Origin of the sequence: Pseudomonas sp. MEJ086, assembly GCF_030209025.1 — a bacterium.
Lineage (GTDB): Bacteria > Pseudomonadota > Gammaproteobacteria > Pseudomonadales > Pseudomonadaceae > Aquipseudomonas > Aquipseudomonas fulva_A.
On record NZ_JARVSV010000005.1, the window covers coordinates 99,208 to 119,342 of the forward strand.

Consider the following 20,135-nt stretch of genomic DNA (forward strand, 5'->3'; position numbering starts at 1 on the left):
GCATGGATGGTTTTCTCTTCAAGGATGCGAGTGCATGCAGTGGATTTTCATGCTGGTCGGACTGGTGCTCGGCGCGCTGTTGCTGGGCGCGACGAATGGCGAAGCGATGGCCGGGGCGGCGCTGGGTGCCCTGCTTGGGCTGGCGGCAGGGCAGGCGCTCGCGCTGCATGCGCTGAAGCTTCAGCATGAGGCGCTGCGTAAATCTCTGGCGGAGCTGATTGCCCGCTTCAACCATGGCACCGGCGACCTGCACGAGCGCCTCCTGCGCCTGGAGCAGGGCGCTGCGCAGCCGCGCACCGATACGCTGCCCGAACAGCCCGACGTAGCGCCAGTCCGGACTCCTGTGGAGTCTGCCGCTGCGGCGCCTGTCGCGCCGACCGTCGAGCGTGAGTGGGAACTCGACCTGGTACTGCATGCTGCCAAGCCGGCTGCACCACCTGCACAGGTGAGCCCGCAGCCCACCTTGGAGCTACTTGTCGCGACGCCTCTACCGGCTGCCGGGCAGGGCGCCGAGCCGCCGGCGCCGACCTGGCTCGAACGTGGCATCACTGCGGCGCGAGACTGGCTGCTCGGCGGCAACACCGTATTGCGCGTGGGGCTGGTGCTGCTGTTCCTGGGCCTGGCTTTCCTGCTGCGCTACGCCTCGGAGCGGGTGGTGGTGGCCATCGAGTTGCGCTACGCAGCAGTGGCGCTGGCGGCGATCGCGCTGCTGGCACTGGGCTGGTGGTTGCGTCAGCGGCGACCTGCCTATGCCTTGCTGATGCAGGGCGGGGGGATCGCCGTGTTGTACCTGACGGTATTCGCGGCCATGCGTTTGCATCCTCTGCTTTCCCCGCAGGTGGCCATGGTGCTGCTGGTGGTGGTGACCCTCTGCTCGGCCGTGCTGGCCATCCTGCAGGACGCCCGTGGCCTGGCCGCGGCGGCGGCGCTGGGCGGTTTCGCCGCACCGATCCTGGCCTCCAGTGGTGGTGGTAGTCACGTCGCCCTGTTCAGCTATTTCGCCCTGCTCAACGCCGGGATCTTCGCCATCGCCTGGTTCAAGGCCTGGCGCGAGCTCAATCTGATCGGTTTCGTCGGCACCTTCGGTATCGGCCTGGCCTGGGGCCTGCGCTCCTACACCACGGACCTGTGGCCCAGCACCCAGGCGTTCCTGCTGCTGTTCTTCCTGATGTACGTCGCCATCGGCCTGCTGTTCGCCCGGCGGCGCCTGCTCGAGGCACCGACCGAGCCAGAAAACGACTCCCGCGAGGCGCTGCTCAAGTGGTCGGCGCGTCAGGCCGGTTACGTCGATGGCAGCGTGCTGTTCGGTACGCCGCTGGTGGGCTTCGGTCTGCAATACGCGGTGGTTCAGCACCTGCCTTTCGGTCCTGCTTTCAGCGCCCTGGCCATGGGCCTGCTGTACATGCTGCTGGCCCGGGTACTGGTTGCGCGTGCGCCAGGGCGTGCCGTGCTGTTGATGGAAACCTGCCTGGCGCTGGGCGTGATCTTCGCCACCCTGGCCATTCCACTGGGTCTGGATGCGCGCTGGACGTCCGCGGCCTGGGCGGTCGAGGGTGCTGGCCTGTACTGGCTGGCAGTGCGTCAGCAACGGCTGTTCGCGCGTCTGTTCGCCCTGCTGCTGCAGGTGGGTGCTGCAGTGGCGTACCTGTGGGGCCTGCGCTTCGGCGATGAGCCCTTGCTCGAGGGCTCGGCACTTGGCGCGCTGATGCTCGGTGTGGCCCTGCTGTTCAGCTTCCTGCAGGTGCGTGGTGCAGGCGATCGGGTGGCGGATCGCGAGCGTCAGCTGCAACCGGTGCTGGCCTGCGTCGGTCTGGCATTTCTCTACCTGATGGGGCCTCTGTGCTTCGGCCCCTACGGCACTGCCGCCGCCTGGGCCGTGGCGGGCGTGGCGACGCTGCTCGCCGGGCTGTATCTGGGGGCGCGCAGCGTGCTGATCAGTGCCTTCGTCGTGCAGGTGCTTGGTGGGATGATCTACCTGACCTTCAGTGACGGCCTTGGTCAGAGCGGGGTCGCCGAGGCCCTGCGACCGCTGGCCCACCTGACGTTCTGGGCGCCTGCGCTGCTGGCCTTGGCGGGCCTGTTCTGCGCCTGGCGCCTGCACCTCGCGGCGCGTGTGATCCGCTCCGATCTTCTGCCGCTGGACTTGCAGGAGTTGTCGCACGTGGCGTTGTTCTGGTGCGCGGCCTGGTGGTTAATGGCAGCGCTGAGCGAAATTTCGCGTTTCGTGCCGGACGACCTGCAGGGGCACGGATTCCTGCTGGTTGCCGTGGTCAGCCTGGCCGTTACTACCCTGTTCGCCGTGCGTCAGCGCTGGCCAGCACTGGCGGTGTTCAGCCTGGCGCTGGTGCCGTTGGGATTCGGTGTCGTGCTGCTCACCTGGCACCTTGGCTATCACCCGTTGGCGGCGCTCGGCTGGCTTGCCTGGCCAGCGCTGTTCGCCCTGCATTTCCTGATGCTGCGCCGCGTTCAGGGGCTGGCTCCGGAGGCATTGATCCGGATCGGCCACGTGCTCGGTTGCTGGTTGTTGCTGGGCATACTGGCGCTGGAACTGCGCTTCCTGTTCTCTGCCCTGGCCGAACACTACAACGCCTGGCGCTGGCTGGGCTGGGTACTGGTGCCCTGTGCCTTCCTGATGCTGATGAGCCTGCGCCGCGCGTTGCCCTGGCCGGTAGCGGCTTATCCACAGGAGTACCGCAGCTATGCGGCCATACCGGTGGCAGTCCTTCTGCTGGGCTGGTTCTGGCTAGTCAATCTGCTCAGTGACGGTTCTGCGGAGCCGCTGCCCTACGTGCCGCTGCTCAACCCCCTGGAAATGGGCATGCTGTTCGTGCTCTTCGCCGTACAGCGTTGGGCCCGGGACGGGTTGGCCGCGTTGCCTGTCGACTCGCGGCAGATGCAATTGGCGGCCCAGGCGGTGATCGGCGCCTCGTTGTTCGCGCTGTTGACCATGATGGTCTGTCGCACCGCATTCCATTGGGGGCAGGTGCCGTTCCAGATGGATGCCTTGATCGATTCGCGCCTGGTGCAGGCTGGCCTGTCCATCGTCTGGACACTGATCGCCCTGAGCCTGACCATCTTCGGACACCTGCGCGCTCGTCGTGATCTGTGGATGACGGGCGCGGCGCTGATCGCGGTGGTGGTCGTGAAGCTGTTCTTCGTCGATCTGGGCAACAGCGGCAGCCTGGAACGGATCATCTCCTTCATCGGCGTCGGCGTACTGTTGTTGGTGGTAGGCTATTTCGCCCCGCTGCCGCCCCGCCAGCAGCGTGCAGCGGAGGTGTCGGCATGAGCCTGCGTAGCGCAGTTGCGCTGCTTGCGCTGAGCCTGAGCCTGGCTGCGGTGGCCGCGGATGTCAGAGAAACCCCCGGCGATTATGCCGTGACCGTGCCGCTTACCCTGAGCGGAGAGGGGCCCTGGTATCGGGTGCAGTTGCCGATGGAGGCTCATTTCGCCGCCAGGTATGCCGACTTTCGCGACCTGCGCGTGTTCAATGGCGCAGGTGAGCGTCTGGCCTACAGCCTGATTCCCGGTGCGCAGCGCTTCGCCGAGAGCCAGCAGCGTGCCGATCTGCGCCTGTTTCCGCTGCATGGTCCGGCGGGGCGCCGCGACGCCGTGCCGACGTTGCGCGTGCAGCGTGGCGATGATGGCTCGATCATCGAGCTCAACGCGGGCGCCGAGTCCTCTGCCACTGCCGAGGTATTGCGAGGCTGGTTGCTGGATGCCAGTGCCACGGACTTTCCGCTGCAGCGCCTGCATCTGCAGTGGAGTGCCGAGAGCGAAGGTTTTCAGCGCTTCAGCATCGAGGCCAGCGATGATCTGGATCACTGGCGGCCACTGGGAGAGGGGCAGATCGCCCAGCTGAGTTTCAATGGCGAACGCATCGACAAGAGCGAAGTGGAATTGCCGCCCACCCGGGCGCGCTACCTGCGCCTGCTCTGGCTGGCGCCGGAGCAGGCGGTGAGCCTCGGCGCTGCCAGCGTCAGCGGCACGCGCAGCACTGCCGAACCGGCAACGCTGATCTGGTCCGCAGCGCTGCAAGGTCAGGCGGGTGAGCAGGGCGTTACCTGGACATTGCCGCTGGCCTTGCCCCTCGAGCGTCTGCGTATCGAGGTCGAGCAGGCCAACAGCCTGGCTCCGGTGTCGCTGCAGGGGCGCAGGGACAGCGCTGCGCCATGGACGCCGCTGGCACGCTCGGTTCTTTACCGTTTGCCCATCGATGGCCACGAGGTGGTGCAGGATCAGGTCGAGTTGCCGCAATTGCCGGTCAGCCAATTGCGCTTGCAGGTCGACAGCCGCGGCGGTGGCCTTGGGCAAAGCGAGCCGCGTCTGAGCGTGGCCATGCGCGCTACCGAGCTGCTGTTTCTGGCCCGTGGCAATCCACCCTATCAGTTGGCCCTTGGCCGGGTGGATGCCCAGGCTGGCAGCCTGCCGGTCACCACCCTGGTACCCGGTTTCCACTCGCAGCGCCTGGAGGGCATGGGCCAGGCCACCATCAGCGGCGCGATCGCGGACGTCGAGGTAGCGCCCGCGGCCGCCCCGGCGAAGCCAGGGGTCGACTGGAAACGCATCGGCCTGTGGGCTGTGTTGCTGGTTGGCGTCGGCGTGCTGGTGCTGATGGCGTCCAGCCTGTTGCGCGCGTCCGCAAAGCGCTCCTGACCGGCATACCAGGAGCGCAAGGCAGGATGGCTTGCGCCCTGTGGGGCGCGGTGCTCAGGCTCGGGCTGGCGCGGCGTTCAGCAGCAGTTCATCGATCGCCTCTCCGACCTGCTCGAACAGCGTGCCGGCCTCGTCGTTCTCGTCGAGATCCTCGGCGCAGGCGACGATGACCAGAGCCCTTTCATCCTGCGGATTGGCGATGCCCATGTGGCACGCGCGGTGCTGCTGGGTGCCGGTTTTCTGTATGAAGGGCAGGTCCTCGTTCAGGCCAGCCTCCAGGCGGTAGGCGTCGTAACCACCCAGCCCCATGATGTCGTACAGCAGCGCCGAACTGTCGCCGTTCAGCAGGTCGCCTGTCGCCAGCTTGCCCAGCAACTGACCGTAGGCGACCAGGGTGGCGCTGTTCAGGCCGCTATCGTAGTAGCGGCTATAGGCTTCATCGAGGTCACTGATCTCGAGCTGATCGGTCTGCAGGTCCAGCACATTGGCTACCGCCTCGACGCGCTGGGGGCCTAACGGTGCCGCGGCGATTTCGACGATCTTGCGGTTTTCCAGCGAGCGGGCGTCCGGGTGCAGTTGTCCGTACAGTTCGTGGCGTACCCGCAGCAGCGTGGTGATCTGGCCGAAATCACCGCCCGACGCGTCGTTGATGCGACGGTTGAGCAGGTCCTCGCCGATCACCCGAATCAACATGTCCGCGGCGGTATTGTCGCTTTCCTGAAGCATTTCGCGGATCAGCTCGCGCACGCTGTAGCGGGCACCCGCATCCTCCCAGACCAGGCCGCCGGAACCATCCACGCGGTCACTTTCTTCCAGGGTTATCTGCTGGTCGAGCTGCAGGTTTCCCGCATCGACTTCCTGCAGCACGGCAATGGCTATCGCAGCCTTGGTGGCCGAAGCCAGGTACCAGGCTCGATCGGCATGGTAGTTCAGCTGGCTACCATCGGCAGGGCGTAACAGGTAGACGCCGAGCCGCCCGGGGGAGGCCTCGTCGAGCTCGCCGAGGCGCTGCTGCAGCGCGTCGAAGCGTTCGTCGTGTTGCGGGGCGGCCCACAGCCACAGGGAAACGGCCGCGCAACCGAGCAGAGCAGTACCAGCCAGCCATACCTTCACGGGAATATCCTCAATTGAGTGCGTCACGTTGCAGCACGCCGGACGCGGTCAGCGCTTCGCCAACCTGGCGCAAGCTGCGCTCGGCCTTGGCCAGGGAGGGTTCGCCTTGTACGCAGGCGACGATCAACACCGGTTGGGCCGAACCGCGAGCGGGCGTCTCGATCAACCCTGAATCGCAGATGCGCTCGCGCTGGGTGCCGGTCTTGTGAGCGAAACGGGCATCGTCCGGCAGGCCGGCGACGATGCGTTTGCTGCCGGTCTTCACCCGACCCATGACGCCGAGCAGGTACCTGGTTTGTTCGGCACCCAATGCCTGGCCGTCGGCCAATCGCTCGAGCAACTCGCCATAGGCGCTGAGCCGCGCGGCATTGAGGTTGCTGCGGTAGTAGTTGGCGTAGGCGGTACTCAGGCTGATGGGCGCCAGCTCCTTGCGTGGCACGCCGAGCAGCGACGCTAGCCTGTCCAGTCGCTCGCCATCCTTGCGGGCCTGGCGCAGGCGCAGCAGGTCGCGACCGCCAAGGTGCTCCGCTGAAGGGTGCAACTCGCGGTAGATATGCCGACGCACATCGCCCAGCGTGGTGATGGGCTCGAAGCCCTCGGACACCAGTTCGCCGACCAGTGCGTTCACCGCATCCAGGCCAGCCAGACGAATCAGGCGGTCGGTGGCGGTGTTGTCGCTGTAAATGATCATCTGCTCGAGCAGAAAGCCTACGCTCAGGCGTTCGCCCGGCCCGTACTGATTGGTGCTGCCAGCGCCATCGACGAAGTCATCGGCGGCCAGTGTCAGGCGGCTGTCGAGGTTCCAGTCACCACGTTCCACGCCCCTCAGCACGGCAATGGCCACCGGCACCTTGATGCCCGAGGCCATGTACCAGAGTTCTTCGGCATGCAGCGTCACGGCGAGGTTGCTGTGCAGATCCTTCACGTAAACGCCGAGTTCGCCGTCCTGCTTGGCCGCCAGCGTCTGCAAGCGCTCCAGCAGCGGCTCTTGCCAGCCAGGTCGCTGGCCGTCGGCCGACGCAGGGCTGGTCAGCAGGGCAAGGGTGACGAGCGCGGGATACAGGAGTGGGCGGTGGTGCATGCGAATCCTCCGGGTGGCGGTGCGAGCCGGCTGTGGAGGATTCGAGGCGCGAGTGCGCCGGGGTGTTCAAGCAGGCGGGTAACCGGAAGTTGCAGGCCTACTTCGGTCGCCACGCGCAGTAGCCCGGGCGCGGGCCGATCTTCGGGTGATTGCGGCAGGTATCCGGACGGCGTTCGTAGATGGTGCACAGCCGGCTCTTGCGATCCAGGTAGTAGCAATCGTTGTTGCTCATGCGCGTCAGGGTGAAGATCCCGGTCTTCTGGCTGAAACGCTCGACCAGACCGTCCTTCTGCAGGCGCTTGGCGATGTTCTTCGGCGGATCGCCGCGCTCGAATTCGTCGACCACGCCAATGCGGATCAGGTCGGCGATGCGTACCTCGACCGGCAACTGACAGCAGCTGGAAATGCAGCTGTGGCACATGTCGGCGGTATAGCGCGCCCAGGTATCGAGGCGGTCTATTTCCGCAGCGGCGATCAGATTGCTTTTCATCTCGGGAGGTTTCGCGTGGTTGGCGGCGCGCGATAATAACGATGTTGGCGAATTTGTGAACAGGCATCCGCCGGCTGGTGAGTCCATGCGCACATTTTCAGGTGGGCAAGGCGATAAAAACCTCCTGAAAAGCAGGTGATTTGCAGTATCTTAGCGCGCGCGTTCCGCCGTACCGATCTGCCGCCCCAGAGGCTCGCCTTTCGGATCGGCGGCGCGGCGTCAGGCCCTGTGCGCTGGCCTCTATCCCGAGCCGTGTTGGAATGGAAACGTCTTCCTTGCTTGCCCCCCTATCGCGCCGCCCAGGCCCTTCGTTTCGAATCGTCGTTCGCCGCTGCGTGGCAGGCGGGGGCAAGGCATGAACGCCTGTATCAAGTCCGCCTGGCAATTCGACGCTGCCGTGCTGCTCACGCTGGTGGTCTGTATCGGCGGTGTGCTGCTCGCTCGCTGGGTGATCCATCAACGGGATTTCCCAGGCCGCGACACGTTCATCCTGATGCACCTGGCGAGCATGTGGTGGATGGCCATGGCTGGCCTCGAGGTCGCTGCGGCGGCGTCCGATTGCAAACTGTTCTGGGCCACCATGTCCTGGCCGGGGATCGTCTCGGTGCCAACCTTCTGGGCGGTATTTCTCTGGCAGTACGTGAGCAGCGTGCGCAAGCCGCTGCCTCGGCGCTCGGTGCTTGGTCTGATCGTCGCGCCGGTGCTGATCTGGTTGGTGGTGCTCAGCAACCCGTGGCACGGCCTGTTCTATGGCGCTGAAACCGGGCCGATATCTGCCGAGCCGGGCGCGCCGATTCGTTATCAGCATGGCCCGCTGTTCTATGCCACGGCGGTGTACGTCTACCTGTTCATGAGCTTCAGCCTTGGCGTGGTGCTGCGCGCTGCGCTCACCAGCCATGGCGTGCACAGGCGCCACTACCTGGCCTTCGTGCTGGTTACCGCAGTGCCCTGGTCGGCGAACATCGCCTACGTGGGCTTTGGCGTGGTGGTGTTCGGCGTCGATCCCACGCCATTCAGTTTCGTCTTCACGCTGGTGGCGTTCTCCTGGTTGATTCTCGGCGTGCGCCTGTTCGACCTGCTGCCGGTGGCGCGGCACCTGCTACTGGAGGCGCTGCCCGACCCGGTGCTGGTGGTCGATACCCAGTGGCGGGTGCTCGAGGCGAACCAGGCCGCCCTGAAGCTGGGTGGCTTCGACCCCGATTGGCAGGGCCGTAGGCTGCAGGAATGGCCCGTGTTCGGCAGTGAGCTGCAGGCTCTGCTGCTGGAGCAGGACACCCAGCAGGATCAACTGCTCATGCTCACCAGCTCCGAGCGCTATTTCGAGGTGCGCATGCGCGCGATCGAGCGGCTCACTCGCCAGGGCACTCTGGTGCTGGGGCAGATGCTCTATTTGCGTGACGTCACCCAGCGCCAGCTCAGCAAGCTGAGCCTGGCCGAGGCGCTGGCGCTCAGCGAGGAGCGCCTGCGTACCATCACCAGCCTGCACGAGCAGTTGCGTGAGCAGGCGCTCTGCGACCCGCTGACCGGCCTCTACAACCGACGCTATCTGGATGAGCTGTTCGGCCGCGAGCTGGCCCGCGTCAGACGCGAAAACGGTCCCCTGTCGCTGGCGCTGATCGATCTGGATCACTTCAAGCAGCTCAACGACGAGCACGGCCATCTCGACGGCGACGATGTGCTCAAGAGCGTGGCGCAGCATCTGCTGGTGAACTTGCGCAGTTCCGATACGGTCTTTCGTATCGGCGGCGAAGAGTTCCTGCTGATTCTCCCCGGTGCCGATGCGCTCGAAGCGAGCAAACGCCTCGAAGCCATCTGCCAGGGGCTGGCACAAAAGCCGATCGAAACCCGTAGTGGCGTGCGTCAGGTAACCCTGTCGGCCGGTCTTGCGCTGTGGCCCGATCAGGGCCTGGTGCTCGACGACTTGCTGCGGGCCGCCGATGCCGCCCTGTACGAAGCCAAACGTGGTGGGCGTAACCGTGTATGCAGCCTGCTGCCGCGCGCCGTGTCGCCAGCTGCTGAGGCGCCCGTTCCTGGAAAGGGTTAAACTCCTTCCGATTACCTTCCATCTCGGAGTCCTTCATGTCCCGCGTTACCCTCAGTCGCTACCTCATCGAGCAGACCCGTAGTCAAAATACCCCGGCCGATCTGCGCTTCCTGATCGAAGTAGTGGCGCGTGCGTGCAAGGAAATCAGCCATGCGGTCTCCAAGGGCGCCCTCGGCGGCGTGCTCGGCAGCATGGGCACCGAAAACGTACAGGGCGAAGTGCAGAAGAAGCTCGACGTGATCTCCAACGACATTCTGCTCGAAGCCAACGAGTGGGGCGGCCACCTGGCCGGCATGGCTTCCGAGGAAATGGACAACGCCTATCAGATCCCCGGCAAGTACCCGAAAGGTGCCTACCTGCTGGTGTTCGACCCGCTGGATGGTTCATCGAACATCGACGTCAACGTGTCGGTCGGCACCATCTTCTCGGTACTGCGTTGCCCGAACGAATACCTGAGCCAGAACGAAAGCCTCGACGAAAAGGCCTTCCACCAGCCGGGCACTCAGCAGGTCGCTGCCGGTTACGCCATCTATGGCCCGCAGACCATGCTGATCCTGACCCTGGGCAACGGCGTGAAAGGCTTCACCCTGGATCGCGAACTGGGCAGCTTCGTGCTCACCCACGACAACATCAGCGTGCCGGAAACCACCGCCGAATTCGCCATCAACATGTCCAACCAGCGTCACTGGGAAGCCCCGGTACAGCGTTACGTGGACGAACTGCTGGCTGGCAAGGAAGGCCCGCTGAACAAGAACTACAACATGCGCTGGATCGCCTCGATGGTTGCCGACGTGCACCGCATCCTGACCCGTGGCGGCCTGTTCATGTACCCGCGCGACGACCGCGAGCCTGGCAAGGCCGGCAAGCTACGCTTGATGTACGAAGCCAACCCGATGTCCTTCATCATCGAGCAGGCCGGTGGTGCCTCCACCGACGGTGTACAACGCATCCTCGACATCCAGCCGACGTCCCTGCACCAGCGGGTGCCGGTCTTCCTCGGTTCCAAGGAAGAAGTCGAGCGCGTCACCGGCTACCACAAGGGCTGATCGATGCAGATGCAGCCCTGGGAGTCCTTGCTGGACTGGTGGTTCGGCTCTTCCACTTCGGCTGTGGAAGCTGCCGCCGCACGCAACGGGCTGTGGTTCGGCAAGCGTGACGAGCAGGATGCCGAGGCGCGTGAGCGCTTTGGCGCCTTGGTCGAACAGGCGCTCGCTGGCGGGCTGCAGGAGTGGTCGGCCGATCCTCGCGGTTGGCTGGCCAAGGTACTGTTGCTCGATCAGCTGCCACGCATGATCTATCGCGACACGCCTCTGGCCTTTGCCGGCGATGCGCTGGCGCAACCGCTGGTCGAAGAAGGCGTCACCCTCGGCTGGGATCGGCAGTTGCCGGCGATCCAGCGGGTATTCATCTACCTGGTGTTCGAACATGCCGAAAGCGTTCCTCAGCAGCTGCGCGCCATGCAACTGTTCGGCGAACTGAGCGAGTCTGCAGCGGACGCCGAGCGTGAGCTGTTCGCCGGCTTTCTCGACTACGCTGAACGGCATCTGCGCATCATCGAGCGCTTCGGGCGCTTCCCCCATCGCAACGAAACCCTCGGGCGCAGCAGTACCGATGCCGAGTTGCGCTTTCTGCTGGAACCGGGCTCGAGCTTCTGACGTCGAACCGGCATGTGACAACTGGACTACTGGAGTTACCCCTCATGCGCTTGCGTTCTCTCGTGCTGCTGGCGACCTGCGTCGTTCTGGCGGCCTGCGGCAAGGTCAATCAGGACAATTACGCCAAACTCTACTCGGGCATGACCAAGGCAGAAGTCGAAGACCTGCTCGGTACCGCCACGGAGTGTTCCGGCGCGCTCGGCATGTCCAGCTGCACCTGGGGCGACCAGGTGAGCTTCATCAGCGTTCAGTACGCCGGTGACAAGGTGATGATGTTCTCTGCCAAAGGGTTGAAGTGATGAACAAGCTTGCGATGAGTTGCCTGGCGCTGGGCGCCGCATTGTTGGTCGGCTGTGCCAATTCCGGCACTGGCGTGGCGCCACCGAAAACCGTCGAGTCGGTCGATCTCGAGCGTTATCAGGGCACCTGGTACGAGGTGGCGCGCCTGCCGATGTTCTTCCAGCGCAATTGCGTGGAGTCCGAAGCGCGCTACGGCCTGCAGGATGATGGCAGCGTGTCGGTGACCAACCGTTGCCGCAATGCCGACGGTGAGTGGCAGCAGGTCGAAGGTCGCGCCGTACCTCAGGTCGAGGGCAAGACCGACAAGCTCTGGGTCACCTTCGACAACTGGTTCAGCCGTCTGCTGCCGGGCGTGAGCAAGGGCGAGTATTGGGTGCTGGATCTGGATGACGAGTACCAGACCGCGCTGGTCGGCCATCCGAACCGCAAGTACCTGTGGCTGCTCTCGCGCACCCCGAAAATCTCCGATGAAGTTCGCGATGAAATCCTTTCGGTGGCCCGCGCTCAGGGGTACGCCACCGACGAGCTGATCTGGCGCGAAGGTGCCAAACCGGCACGTTGAGAGAGCGTTCATCCGCAGAGGGTGGGCCGCAGCGATGTGTATCGAGCGATCCCACCAGATCGATCACGCCTTGACCCACCCAGCGGCCGGCGGCGCGACGCATCAATCGGTCGTGCGCCGTCACTGCAGGATGGTTGAAGAGGCGCCGTGCATTGGCCTGTCAGGCCGCGCAGTTGTAGAGCGTTGCGTCGCCCTCCAAACGATCTCGGCTTATATGCCGACGACGCCTCAATCCCATTCCAGCCGTGCCAGCTTCCATTCTCCATCGTCCTGCCACCATTCGAGCTTCACGCTGAAATGCCGTGCGCTGTCGGGAATCAGGCCCTCGGCGCCGGTCAGTGCCACCTGTGCGTCGGTGTAGCCCTTGTCGCGGTAGGTAGCGTCGACTCGGCTGTCCTTGCCCAGGGCGATTACCTTGACGTTGTTATGGCGCAGGAACAGCAGCGTCATGGTGCGTTTCGCCCAGTCGCGATCATTGGCCTGCTGGGCGAGAAACTCGCCGTGCAGTTGATCGAGTACGGCAGCGGTCTTCTTCGCCTGCAGATTGTCCTGCAACTGCTGCACGGCCGCCTCGAGCGCTGCCTGCGGGTCATCGTCCTCGCGGCACCCCGCCAACAGGATGGCGAACAGCAGGGGCAGGGCAAATTTCCGGATCGACATGCTGAATTCCTTTTTCATGGTTATGATGCCCGGACGAGCGCAACAGCCCATTCGACGTGCGGGCGGCCCGAGCCTATCTCAAATCTTCCTCAGGAGCGCACCATGCAGACGCTGTATCCGGAGATCAAACCGTACGCCCGTCACGAGTTGGCGGTAGACGCCCCGCACGTTCTCTATGTCGATGAGAGCGGCTCGGCGGATGGTCTGCCGGTGCTGTTCGTGCATGGCGGCCCTGGCGCCGGTTGCGATGCGGCGAGTCGCTGCTACTTCGATCCCAACCTGTATCGCATCGTCACCTTCGATCAGCGCGGCTGTGGCCGCTCGACGCCCCACGCCAGCCTGGAAAACAACACCACCTGGGATCTGGTTGCCGACATGGAGCGTATCCGTGAGCACCTGGGCATCGACAAATGGGTGCTGTTCGGCGGTTCCTGGGGCTCGACCCTGTCGCTGGCCTATGCCCAGACCCACCCGGACCGCGTACACGCGCTGATCCTGCGCGGCATCTTCCTGTGCCGGCCGCAAGAATTCAAATGGTTCTACCAGGAGGGCGCCAGCCGGCTGTTCCCCGATTACTGGCAGGATTACCTGGCGCCGATTCCAGCCGAAGAGCAGGGCGACCTCATGCAGGCGTTCTACAAACGCCTGACCGGCGCCGACCAGATCGCGCAGATGCACGCGGCCAAGGCCTGGTCGTGCTGGGAAGGGCGCACCGCCACCCTGCGGCCCAATCCGCAGGTGGTCGACCGTTTCGCCGAAAGCCTGCGTGCGCTGTCGATCGCACGGATCGAATGCCACTATTTCGTCAACGATGCCTTCCTCGAACCCAACCAGTTGCTGCGCGACATGCCGAAGATCGCCCACCTGCCGGGCATCATCGTGCATGGCCGTTATGACGTGATCTGCCCCCTGGACAACGCCTGGGCGCTGCACCAGGCGTGGCCCAACAGCGAGCTGCAGATCATCCGCGAGGCAGGCCATGCCGCTGCCGAGCCGGGCATCGCCGATGCACTGGTGCGCGCCGCCGACGAGATCGCTCATCGCCTGCTCGACCTGGCACCGGACGAAGCATGAAGGCGCTGCTGCAACGCGTCGTCAGCGCCAGGGTCGACGTCGCCGGAGACACCGTCGGTGCCATCGATCAGGGCCTTCTGGTGCTGGTTGGCGTCGAGCCGCAGGACAGCGAGGCCAGTTGCGCCAAGCTGCTGCACAAGTTGCTCAACTACCGGGTGTTCAGCGACGAGGCGGGCAAGATGAACCTGTCGCTCAAGGATGTCGGTGGCGGTCTGCTGCTGGTGTCACAGTTCACCCTGGCTGCCGATACCCGCAGCGGACTGCGCCCGGGCTTTTCCACCGCCGCGCCACCTGCCCAGGGTGAGGCGCTGTTCGCTCATCTGCTCGAGCAGGCCCGTGCGCAGCATCCTCAGGTCGCCAGCGGGCGTTTCGGCGCGGACATGCAGGTGCATCTGATCAACGATGGGCCAGTGACCTTTCTGCTGGAAACCTGACGCCTGGCCTGCTTCTTGCTCTCCCGTACGCCTCTGGCTGGTACTGTTTGTCGCTGATCAGGCGTTGATATCTCGCTATCTGCTTCGATCACGGTTAGCATGCCGCGCCGCCTTTCCGCCCATGGCCTATCACCTGCACCAGCACGGTGCGTGATGCTATTCGGGCGCTCATGACTGTCTGCCCCTCAGGAGCAAGAATGAAAAAGCTTGTCGCCTCACTGTTGTTATCCGTCTGCGCCTTCACCGGCCTCGCCCAGGCTGGCGTCATCGATGACGCGGTCAAGCGCGGTACCCTGCGCGTCGGTATGGACCCGACCTACATGCCCTTCGAAATGACCAACAAGCGTGGCGAGATCATCGGCTTCGAAGTCGACCTGCTCAAGGCCATGACCAAGGCCATGGGCGTCAAGCTTGAGCTGGTGTCGACCTCCTATGACGGCATCATCCCGGCACTGCTGACCGACAAGTTCGACATGATCGGCTCGGGCATGACCCTGACTCAGGAGCGCAACCTGCGTATCAACTTCTCCGAGCCCTTCATCGTGGTCGGCCAGACCCTGCTGATTCGCAAGGAGCTGGCAGACAAGGTCAAGAGCTACAAGGACCTGAACAGCGCCGATTACCGCATCACCTCGAAGATCGGTACCACCGGTGAGATGGTCGCCAAGAAGCTGATCGCCCAGGCCAAGTACAGCGGTTTCGACAACGAGCAGGAAGCGGTGATGGACGTGGTCAACGGCAAGGCCGATGCCTTCATCTACGACGCGCCGTACAACGTCGTCGCGGTGAACAAGGCCGGGGCTGGCAAGCTGGTGTTCCTCGACGAGCCCTTCACCTTCGAGCCCCTGGCTTTCGGCCTGAAGAAGGGTGACTACGACAGCATCAACTGGATCAACAACTGGCTGCACCAGATCCGCGAAGACGGCACCTACGATCGTATCCATGCCAAGTGGTTCAAGAGCACCAACTGGCTCAAGGATATGGAATAGGGCCTACCGCTCTGCTCCGCTGTACCCAGCGCGCGGCTCGTCCGCGCGCTGTCATGTTTGCAACTCAATGGGTAGACACTCGCCGTGGCTAAACAGAAGAAAGCCCAGTGGCCCTGGCACCTGCTGACCGGTCTGATCCTGGTCGTGGGCGCCGTGCTTATCTGGTATTCCACCTCGCTGATTTCCTATGAGTGGCGCTGGAATCGCGTTCCCCAGTACTTCGCCTATCACGCTGAAGAGGCGCAACGGGCGGCTGACTACAGCCGCGTCGAGAGCGTCAGCCGGCAGGGTGACGAGGCACTGGTCACGCTGCTTGGCGAAAGCGGTGAGCAGCAGCAACTGAGCGTGGCAAGCGACAGCCTGCAGTTCAGTGAAGGTGACGATGTCGCCGAGGGCGATGTCATCGGCGTCAATCGTCACTGGGCCGCCGGCCCCTTGCTCTGGGGCCTCTGGACGACGCTGTGGATATCCGTGGCGGCGGGCGTGTTTGGCCTGTTGATCGGGCTGGTCACCGGCCTGTGCCGGCTCTCGGCCAACCCGACGCTGCGTCACCTGTCGACGGTCTACGTCGAGCTGGTACGCGGAACGCCGCTGCTGGTGCAGATTTTCATCTTCTATTTCTTCATCGGCACGGTACTCAACCTGTCTCGCGAATTCGCCGGGGTGGCGGCGCTGGCGCTGTTCACCGGCGCCTACGTGGGCGAGATCGTGCGTGCCGGCGTGCAGTCCATCGTTCGCGGCCAGGACGAGGCGGCACGCTCTCTCGGGCTGAGCGCGGCGCAATCGATGCGTCACGTGATTCTGCCGCAGGCTTTCAAGCGGGTGCTGCCACCACTAGCCGGGCAGTTCATCAGCCTGGTCAAGGACACTTCGCTGGTCTCGGTGATCGCCATCACCGAATTGACCAAGAGCGGCCGTGAAGCCATTACCACCTCGTTCTCCACGTTCGAGATCTGGTTCTGCGTGGCCGCACTCTATCTGGTGATCAACCTGCCGTTGTCGCAGATCGCCAATCGCCTGGAACGGAGGCTCGCGCAAAGTGATTGAAGTCCGTGATCTGATCAAGGTATTCGACGCCCGCGGTCAACAGGTTCGCGCCGTCGACGGTGTGACCACCCAGGTGGCGCGCGGTGAAGTGCTGGTGGTGATCGGCCCGTCCGGCTCCGGCAAGTCGACTTTCCTGCGCTGCCTGAACGGCCTGGAGGAGCTCGACGACGGTTCGGTGAGTATCGACGGCCTCGACCTGGCCAACCCGAAAACCGATATCAACGCCTACCGCCGGGAAGTCGGCATGGTGTTCCAGCACTTCAACCTATTCCCGCACATGACCGTGCTGGAAAACCTCTGCCTGGCGCAGAAAGTGGTACGCAAGCGTGGCAAGGCTGAGCGCGAAGCCAAGGCCCGTGCGTTGCTGGACAAAGTGGGTATCGGCCAGAAGGCCGGCGAGTTTCCGTCGCGGCTGTCCGGCGGTCAGCAGCAACGTGTGGCCATCGCCCGGGCCCTGTGCATGGACCCCAAGGTGATGCTGTTCGACGAGCCAACCTCGGCCCTCGATCCGGAAATGGTCGGCGAGGTGCTCGACGTGATGAAGCAACTGGCCGTCGAAGGCATGACCATGGTCTGCGTCACCCACGAAATGGGCTTCGCCCGTGAAGTGGCGGACCGCGTACTGTTCTTCGATCACGGCAAATTGCTGGAAGACGCACCGCCCGCAGAGTTCTTCGCACAACCGAAGGACCCACGCGCGCAGGCTTTTTTGCGTCAGGTGCTGTAGCGCGACGGGCAGGGGCGTTTTAAGGCGAAAGCAGCCGTTCGTAGTCGGGGGCCAATTGGTGGGCTTTAGCCCACCAAATCGAAGGTCCGCTATCGCCTTGTTCCGGCCCCACGGCGCCGCTACCGTACAACGATTGTCTGGGGCTGTAGGGTGGGCTTCAGCCCACCAGATCGAGAGTCCGCTATCGCCTCGTCGCGGGCCTTGGGCACCGTTTTTGGGCAATGATTGTCTGTCAGGTTTTTAGAACCATCCGCTCCTGAACCAGTCCCAATGCTCTCCATTCAGCATAAGGACTCTCTGGCGTGAAAACCGTTCTAGCCCTGCTGGCTGCTGTCATTACTCTGCCGGCAATGGCCAATCAGCCGACCCTGTACGGTCGCTACGAATACATCCAGCTGCCGCAGATCGGCCAGACTCTCAAGGCCAAGATGGACACCGGGGCGATGACCGCCTCATTGTCGGCTCGCGATATCGAGCAGTTCCAGCGTGATGGCGAAGACTGGGTGCGTTTCCGCCTGGCCATCGACGATGCCAATGATCAGGTCTTCGAGAAGCCCCTGGCCCGCGTCACCGAAATCAAGAATCGCGCAGAAGAGGGCAGTTCCGATGAGCCTTCCTACTCCGCGCGGCCCGTGGTCGACATGGATATCTGCCTGGGCGAAGAGCGGCGCACCATCGAGGTCAACCTGACCGATCGCAGCCACTTCGACTATCCACTGCTGATCGGCGCGAGTGCCATTCGCAAGCTGGACGCTGCCATCGATCCTGCCAGCCGCTATACCGTCGAGCGGCCCAAGTGCTGAATCGCTAGTCTGCACTTCCAATATTGGCTATCCGGTGTGATTCTTGCCTCGAAATGGCACATTGCCACGGCGTTGTGTGTCTGTGGTACCTGTTTCGAGGTGGGTTATGTGGGGATTGCTCAAGCCGGGTGTGCGCGTGCTGGAACGCGTCAGTTTCGCCCGCAAGTTCCAGTTGCTGTTCGTGCTGTTCGTCATTCCCCTGGGCTATGCGCTCTGGGTAATGCTGAGCAGCAATCTGGAGCGTATCGAGATCCTGAACCGCGAGTTTGACGGTATGCAGGGCGTTCACGCTCTGGGTGCCGTGGAGCAGGAGCTGCTCGAACAGCGCTTTCTGCTGGCCCGCTGGAAGGGCAACGAAAAGGCTGCCGAAGGCCTGCTGCGTGAGCGCGGCAGCAAGCTCGGCGAGGCGCTGGCTGCAGCCACCGAGCAACTGAAACTGACTCCTCTGAGCGACGAAACCGAGCGCCAGCTCGATGCGTTGCGGGTATCGCTTGGTGAGTTGGATCTGGCCGTGCTGGGTAAAATGGCACTGCTCGACGCGCTGGAGCGTTACCAGAACACCCTCTCGCGCCTGGTGGTGCTACGTGAGCTGGTCGCTACCGATAGCGGCTTGATACTCGATCCGTACCTCGATACCTATCTGATGATGGAGCAACTGACGCTAACGCTTCCACGCCTGGCGGAGAACCTCGGCAGTTTCGCCAGTCAGGGCTATGGGTCGCTGGTCGCCCAGCATTTCACCTTGCAGAACCGGGTAGCCGTGCGTGACCTGCGCCGCTCGCTGGAACAATCTGGTGCGCAGATGGCCAAGGCGCGCACCGCGTTGGAGCGCACCTCGGCAGCCGCCATGGTCCGCCTGCAACAGCCTTTCGCGCAAGCCGAACAGGGCCTGCAGGGCTTCCTCGGCGAGGTCGACCGTGACATGTTCGAGGCCAGCCCCATGGTGATGCAGCCTGCTCAGTTCGTGCAGCACGTGCAGACGTTGCAGGAACAACTGCTGGGGCTGCGTCAGGCGGTGTTCGAACAGTTCAACGCCAGCCTTGGCGATTACCGAGACCAGGCCCGGCAGGACATGCTGCAAACCGTGCTGATCTTCGCCGCGCTGACCATTCTGGCGCTGTATCTGCTGCTGTGCCTGAACGCCTCGATCCGCCGCAGCACCACCGGCATCATCCAGGCTACCGAGGGTCTGCGCGACGGTGATCTGCGGGTTCGCATGCAGGTACACGGCGCCGACGATCTGGCGGCGATCTCCACGGCGCTCAATAGTGCGGTCGCCCAGTTGCGCGACTCCATGCAGGGCGTTGGCCGCGAAGGTCAGCAGCTTGACCAGACGGTTCAGGGCCTCGGCAACCAGGCCAGCAGCTCCCTGGCAGCGGTCGAACAGCAGCAGGCGCAGATGAGCCAGATCGCCACGGCGGCCACGCAGATGGCAGCTACCGCCCAGAGTGTGGCGCAGAGTTGCGAACAGGCCGCTCAGGAAGCCGGTCAGACCCGTGAGATCGCCAACCAGAGCAACCTGCGCAGTGCCCGCACCAGCGCCAGCATGCGTGAGCTCAGTGGCCGTCTGGCGGGCAGCGCCACGACCCTGCAGCAACTGCGCAAGCAGACCGAGCAGATCACTCGGGTGGTCGACGTGATCAAGGGCATCGCCGAGCAGACCAACCTGCTGGCGCTCAACGCCGCCATCGAGGCGGCGCGGGCGGGTGAGCAGGGGCGTGGCTTTGCCGTGGTCGCCGATGAGGTTCGTTCATTGTCGCAACGGACGCAGAATTCCACGGCGGAAATCGCTCAGACGGTGGGTGATCTGCACAAGGTGGTCGGCCAGTCGGTCACCGAAATGGAGCAGGCCATGCAACAGGCCGAAGGCGATGTGGGCAACGTACTGGCGATGAGCGCGGATCTCGATGGCATCGTCGAGTCGGTGCAGCGGGTCAGTGATCGTTTGGCGCAGATCGCTACGGCTGCCGAGCAGCAGGCCGCTACCGCGGATGAGGTCAGCCACAACATCCAACAGGTCGACCACGCGGCTACCGCTCTGCTCGACGGGGCGCGCATGGTCAGTAACGCCAGCGAGCAACTGCGCCGTGGCAGTGAAAGCCTGGCGCAGAACACCGGGCGTTTCCGGGTGGATTGATCGCATCGCGGCCGCGCCGCTCAAAAAGTGAGCGGTTCTCTGCAGGCCATGCCACGCATGGCCTGCAGCGACTATTCCCAGGGTTGTCCACAGGTTCTTCCACGGTAACTGTGTACAGAGAACAGCCTGGTCAGCCGCAGTTTCGACCCCTGTTCGAACACCTCATTTCAAGCGAATACACCGAATTCAAAGGCTTTTGGAAAGCCTGTTCGAAAATTGCACAGCTCTCTGCAGGCCCCACCCGGCTAGCCCTGCCACCTGTCATCCCGAGCTTATCCACAGATTACTCCACCACAACTGTGCATAGATGAATCATGCTTTGGCATCTGTTGACGCCACGCGAACCTGTCGTTCGGATTTTTC

The 20,135-nt window shown here is 63.8% G+C and carries 18 protein-coding genes; 14 read left to right on the plus strand and 4 right to left on the minus strand.

Annotated features, from left to right (window positions below; all coding sequences use genetic code 11):
* Positions 1-34 precede the first annotated feature (34 nt).
* Together QRN22_RS03095 and QRN22_RS03100 are read left to right on the plus strand one after the other, a co-directional pair.
* Positions 35-3,289 (plus strand): DUF2339 domain-containing protein, encoded by a 3,255-nt coding sequence (locus tag QRN22_RS03095; RefSeq protein ID WP_042554279.1) that lies wholly within the window; start codon positions 35-37, stop codon positions 3,287-3,289.
* Positions 3,286-4,656, plus strand: a complete 1,371-nt coding sequence (locus tag QRN22_RS03100; RefSeq protein ID WP_042554280.1) for a DUF3999 domain-containing protein — start codon at positions 3,286-3,288, stop codon at positions 4,654-4,656. Before QRN22_RS03095 ends, QRN22_RS03100 begins: the two co-directional genes overlap by 4 nt.
* Before the next feature lie 54 nt (positions 4,657-4,710).
* Here QRN22_RS03100 and QRN22_RS03105 read toward each other — a convergent pair whose 3' ends face one another.
* From QRN22_RS03105 to QRN22_RS03115, 3 genes are all read right to left on the minus strand, one after another.
* Positions 4,711-5,769: a serine hydrolase gene (locus QRN22_RS03105; protein ID WP_231570166.1), complete on the minus strand. Its 1,059-nt coding sequence runs from the start codon at positions 5,767-5,769 to the stop codon at positions 4,711-4,713.
* Between the two features lie 10 nt (positions 5,770-5,779).
* Positions 5,780-6,850 (minus strand): serine hydrolase, encoded by a 1,071-nt coding sequence (locus tag QRN22_RS03110; RefSeq protein WP_052493809.1) that lies wholly within the window; start codon positions 6,848-6,850, stop codon positions 5,780-5,782.
* Positions 6,851-6,947: 97 nt separating this feature from the next.
* Positions 6,948-7,340, minus strand: coding sequence for a YkgJ family cysteine cluster protein (locus tag QRN22_RS03115; RefSeq protein ID WP_042554281.1), 393 nt, complete (start codon positions 7,338-7,340; stop codon positions 6,948-6,950).
* A gap of 355 nt (positions 7,341-7,695) precedes the next feature.
* Between QRN22_RS03115 and QRN22_RS03120 the strand changes: the two genes are divergently transcribed.
* The 5 genes from QRN22_RS03120 to QRN22_RS03140 are packed head-to-tail and all read left to right on the plus strand — an operon-like array spanning position 7,696 to position 11,901.
* Positions 7,696-9,384: a histidine kinase N-terminal 7TM domain-containing diguanylate cyclase gene (locus tag QRN22_RS03120; protein ID WP_042554282.1), complete on the plus strand. Its 1,689-nt coding sequence runs from the start codon at positions 7,696-7,698 to the stop codon at positions 9,382-9,384.
* A 35-nt stretch (positions 9,385-9,419) separates the two neighbouring features.
* Positions 9,420-10,430, plus strand: coding sequence for a class 1 fructose-bisphosphatase (locus QRN22_RS03125; protein WP_042554283.1), 1,011 nt, complete (start codon positions 9,420-9,422; stop codon positions 10,428-10,430).
* A 9-nt stretch (positions 10,431-10,439) separates the two neighbouring features.
* Positions 10,440-11,039, plus strand: coding sequence for a DUF924 family protein (locus QRN22_RS03130; protein ID WP_042554338.1), 600 nt, complete (start codon positions 10,440-10,442; stop codon positions 11,037-11,039).
* A 44-nt stretch (positions 11,040-11,083) separates the two neighbouring features.
* The gene (locus tag QRN22_RS03135; protein ID WP_042554284.1) at positions 11,084-11,338 is read left to right on the plus strand and encodes a lipoprotein; all 255 of its coding nucleotides are present in this window, start codon (positions 11,084-11,086) and stop codon (positions 11,336-11,338) included.
* Positions 11,338-11,901 carry a lipocalin family protein gene (locus tag QRN22_RS03140; protein ID WP_419761284.1) on the plus strand — a complete coding sequence of 188 codons (564 nt, stop codon included), beginning with the start codon at positions 11,338-11,340 and terminating at the stop codon, positions 11,899-11,901. The genes QRN22_RS03135 and QRN22_RS03140 overlap by 1 nt, the downstream gene beginning before the upstream one ends.
* 228 nt (positions 11,902-12,129) lie before the next feature.
* Here the strand turns inward: QRN22_RS03140 and QRN22_RS03145 are convergent, their stop codons facing one another.
* On the minus strand, positions 12,130-12,561 hold the full coding sequence (locus QRN22_RS03145) for a hypothetical protein (protein WP_042554285.1): 432 nt from the start codon (positions 12,559-12,561) through the stop codon (positions 12,130-12,132).
* A 102-nt stretch (positions 12,562-12,663) separates the two neighbouring features.
* Between QRN22_RS03145 and pip the strand changes: the two genes are divergently transcribed.
* The 7 genes from pip to QRN22_RS03180 all read left to right on the plus strand — a co-directional run bounded on the left by pip (position 12,664) and on the right by QRN22_RS03180 (position 19,772).
* Positions 12,664-13,635, plus strand: coding sequence for a prolyl aminopeptidase (gene pip / locus QRN22_RS03150; RefSeq protein WP_042554286.1), 972 nt, complete (start codon positions 12,664-12,666; stop codon positions 13,633-13,635).
* The gene (gene dtd / locus QRN22_RS03155; protein ID WP_042554287.1) at positions 13,632-14,069 is read left to right on the plus strand and encodes a D-aminoacyl-tRNA deacylase; all 438 of its coding nucleotides are present in this window, start codon (positions 13,632-13,634) and stop codon (positions 14,067-14,069) included. Before pip ends, dtd begins: the two co-directional genes overlap by 4 nt.
* Positions 14,070-14,266: 197 nt before the next feature.
* The gene (locus tag QRN22_RS03160) at positions 14,267-15,058 is read left to right on the plus strand and encodes a transporter substrate-binding domain-containing protein (RefSeq protein ID WP_042554288.1); all 792 of its coding nucleotides are present in this window, start codon (positions 14,267-14,269) and stop codon (positions 15,056-15,058) included.
* Positions 15,059-15,142: 84 nt separating this feature from the next.
* Entirely contained in the window at positions 15,143-16,105 is a 963-nt protein-coding gene (locus tag QRN22_RS03165) for an amino acid ABC transporter permease (protein ID WP_042554289.1), read from the plus strand.
* Positions 16,098-16,832 (plus strand): amino acid ABC transporter ATP-binding protein, encoded by a 735-nt coding sequence (locus QRN22_RS03170; RefSeq protein WP_042554290.1) that lies wholly within the window; start codon positions 16,098-16,100, stop codon positions 16,830-16,832. Before QRN22_RS03165 ends, QRN22_RS03170 begins: the two co-directional genes overlap by 8 nt.
* A gap of 302 nt (positions 16,833-17,134) precedes the next feature.
* Positions 17,135-17,635: a retropepsin-like aspartic peptidase RloA2 gene (gene rloA2 / locus QRN22_RS03175; protein ID WP_042554291.1), complete on the plus strand. Its 501-nt coding sequence runs from the start codon at positions 17,135-17,137 to the stop codon at positions 17,633-17,635.
* A gap of 106 nt (positions 17,636-17,741) precedes the next feature.
* Positions 17,742-19,772, plus strand: coding sequence for a methyl-accepting chemotaxis protein (locus QRN22_RS03180; protein WP_042554292.1), 2,031 nt, complete (start codon positions 17,742-17,744; stop codon positions 19,770-19,772).
* Positions 19,773-20,135: the final 363 nt, after the last annotated feature.

Excerpts from the sequence above, each read along its gene's own strand:
- QRN22_RS03120 (WP_042554282.1), top strand. The coding sequence starts at position 7,696 with ATGAACGCCTGTATCAAGTCCGCCTGGCAATTCGACGCTGCCGTGCTG.
- QRN22_RS03095 (WP_042554279.1), top strand. The coding sequence starts at position 35 with ATGCAGTGGATTTTCATGCTGGTCGGACTGGTGCTCGGCGCGCTGTTG.
- dtd (WP_042554287.1), top strand. The coding sequence starts at position 13,632 with ATGAAGGCGCTGCTGCAACGCGTCGTCAGCGCCAGGGTCGACGTCGCC.
- QRN22_RS03125 (WP_042554283.1), top strand. The coding sequence starts at position 9,420 with ATGTCCCGCGTTACCCTCAGTCGCTACCTCATCGAGCAGACCCGTAGT.
- QRN22_RS03130 (WP_042554338.1), top strand. The coding sequence starts at position 10,440 with ATGCAGCCCTGGGAGTCCTTGCTGGACTGGTGGTTCGGCTCTTCCACT.
- QRN22_RS03180 (WP_042554292.1), top strand. The coding sequence starts at position 17,742 with ATGTGGGGATTGCTCAAGCCGGGTGTGCGCGTGCTGGAACGCGTCAGT.
- QRN22_RS03160 (WP_042554288.1), top strand. The coding sequence starts at position 14,267 with ATGAAAAAGCTTGTCGCCTCACTGTTGTTATCCGTCTGCGCCTTCACC.
- QRN22_RS03145 (WP_042554285.1), bottom strand. The coding sequence starts at position 12,561 with ATGTCGATCCGGAAATTTGCCCTGCCCCTGCTGTTCGCCATCCTGTTG.
- QRN22_RS03110 (WP_052493809.1), bottom strand. The coding sequence starts at position 6,850 with ATGCACCACCGCCCACTCCTGTATCCCGCGCTCGTCACCCTTGCCCTG.
- QRN22_RS03140 (WP_419761284.1), top strand. The coding sequence starts at position 11,338 with ATGAACAAGCTTGCGATGAGTTGCCTGGCGCTGGGCGCCGCATTGTTG.
- QRN22_RS03100 (WP_042554280.1), top strand. The coding sequence starts at position 3,286 with ATGAGCCTGCGTAGCGCAGTTGCGCTGCTTGCGCTGAGCCTGAGCCTG.
- QRN22_RS03135 (WP_042554284.1), top strand. The coding sequence starts at position 11,084 with ATGCGCTTGCGTTCTCTCGTGCTGCTGGCGACCTGCGTCGTTCTGGCG.
- pip (WP_042554286.1), top strand. The coding sequence starts at position 12,664 with ATGCAGACGCTGTATCCGGAGATCAAACCGTACGCCCGTCACGAGTTG.
- QRN22_RS03115 (WP_042554281.1), bottom strand. The coding sequence starts at position 7,340 with ATGAAAAGCAATCTGATCGCCGCTGCGGAAATAGACCGCCTCGATACC.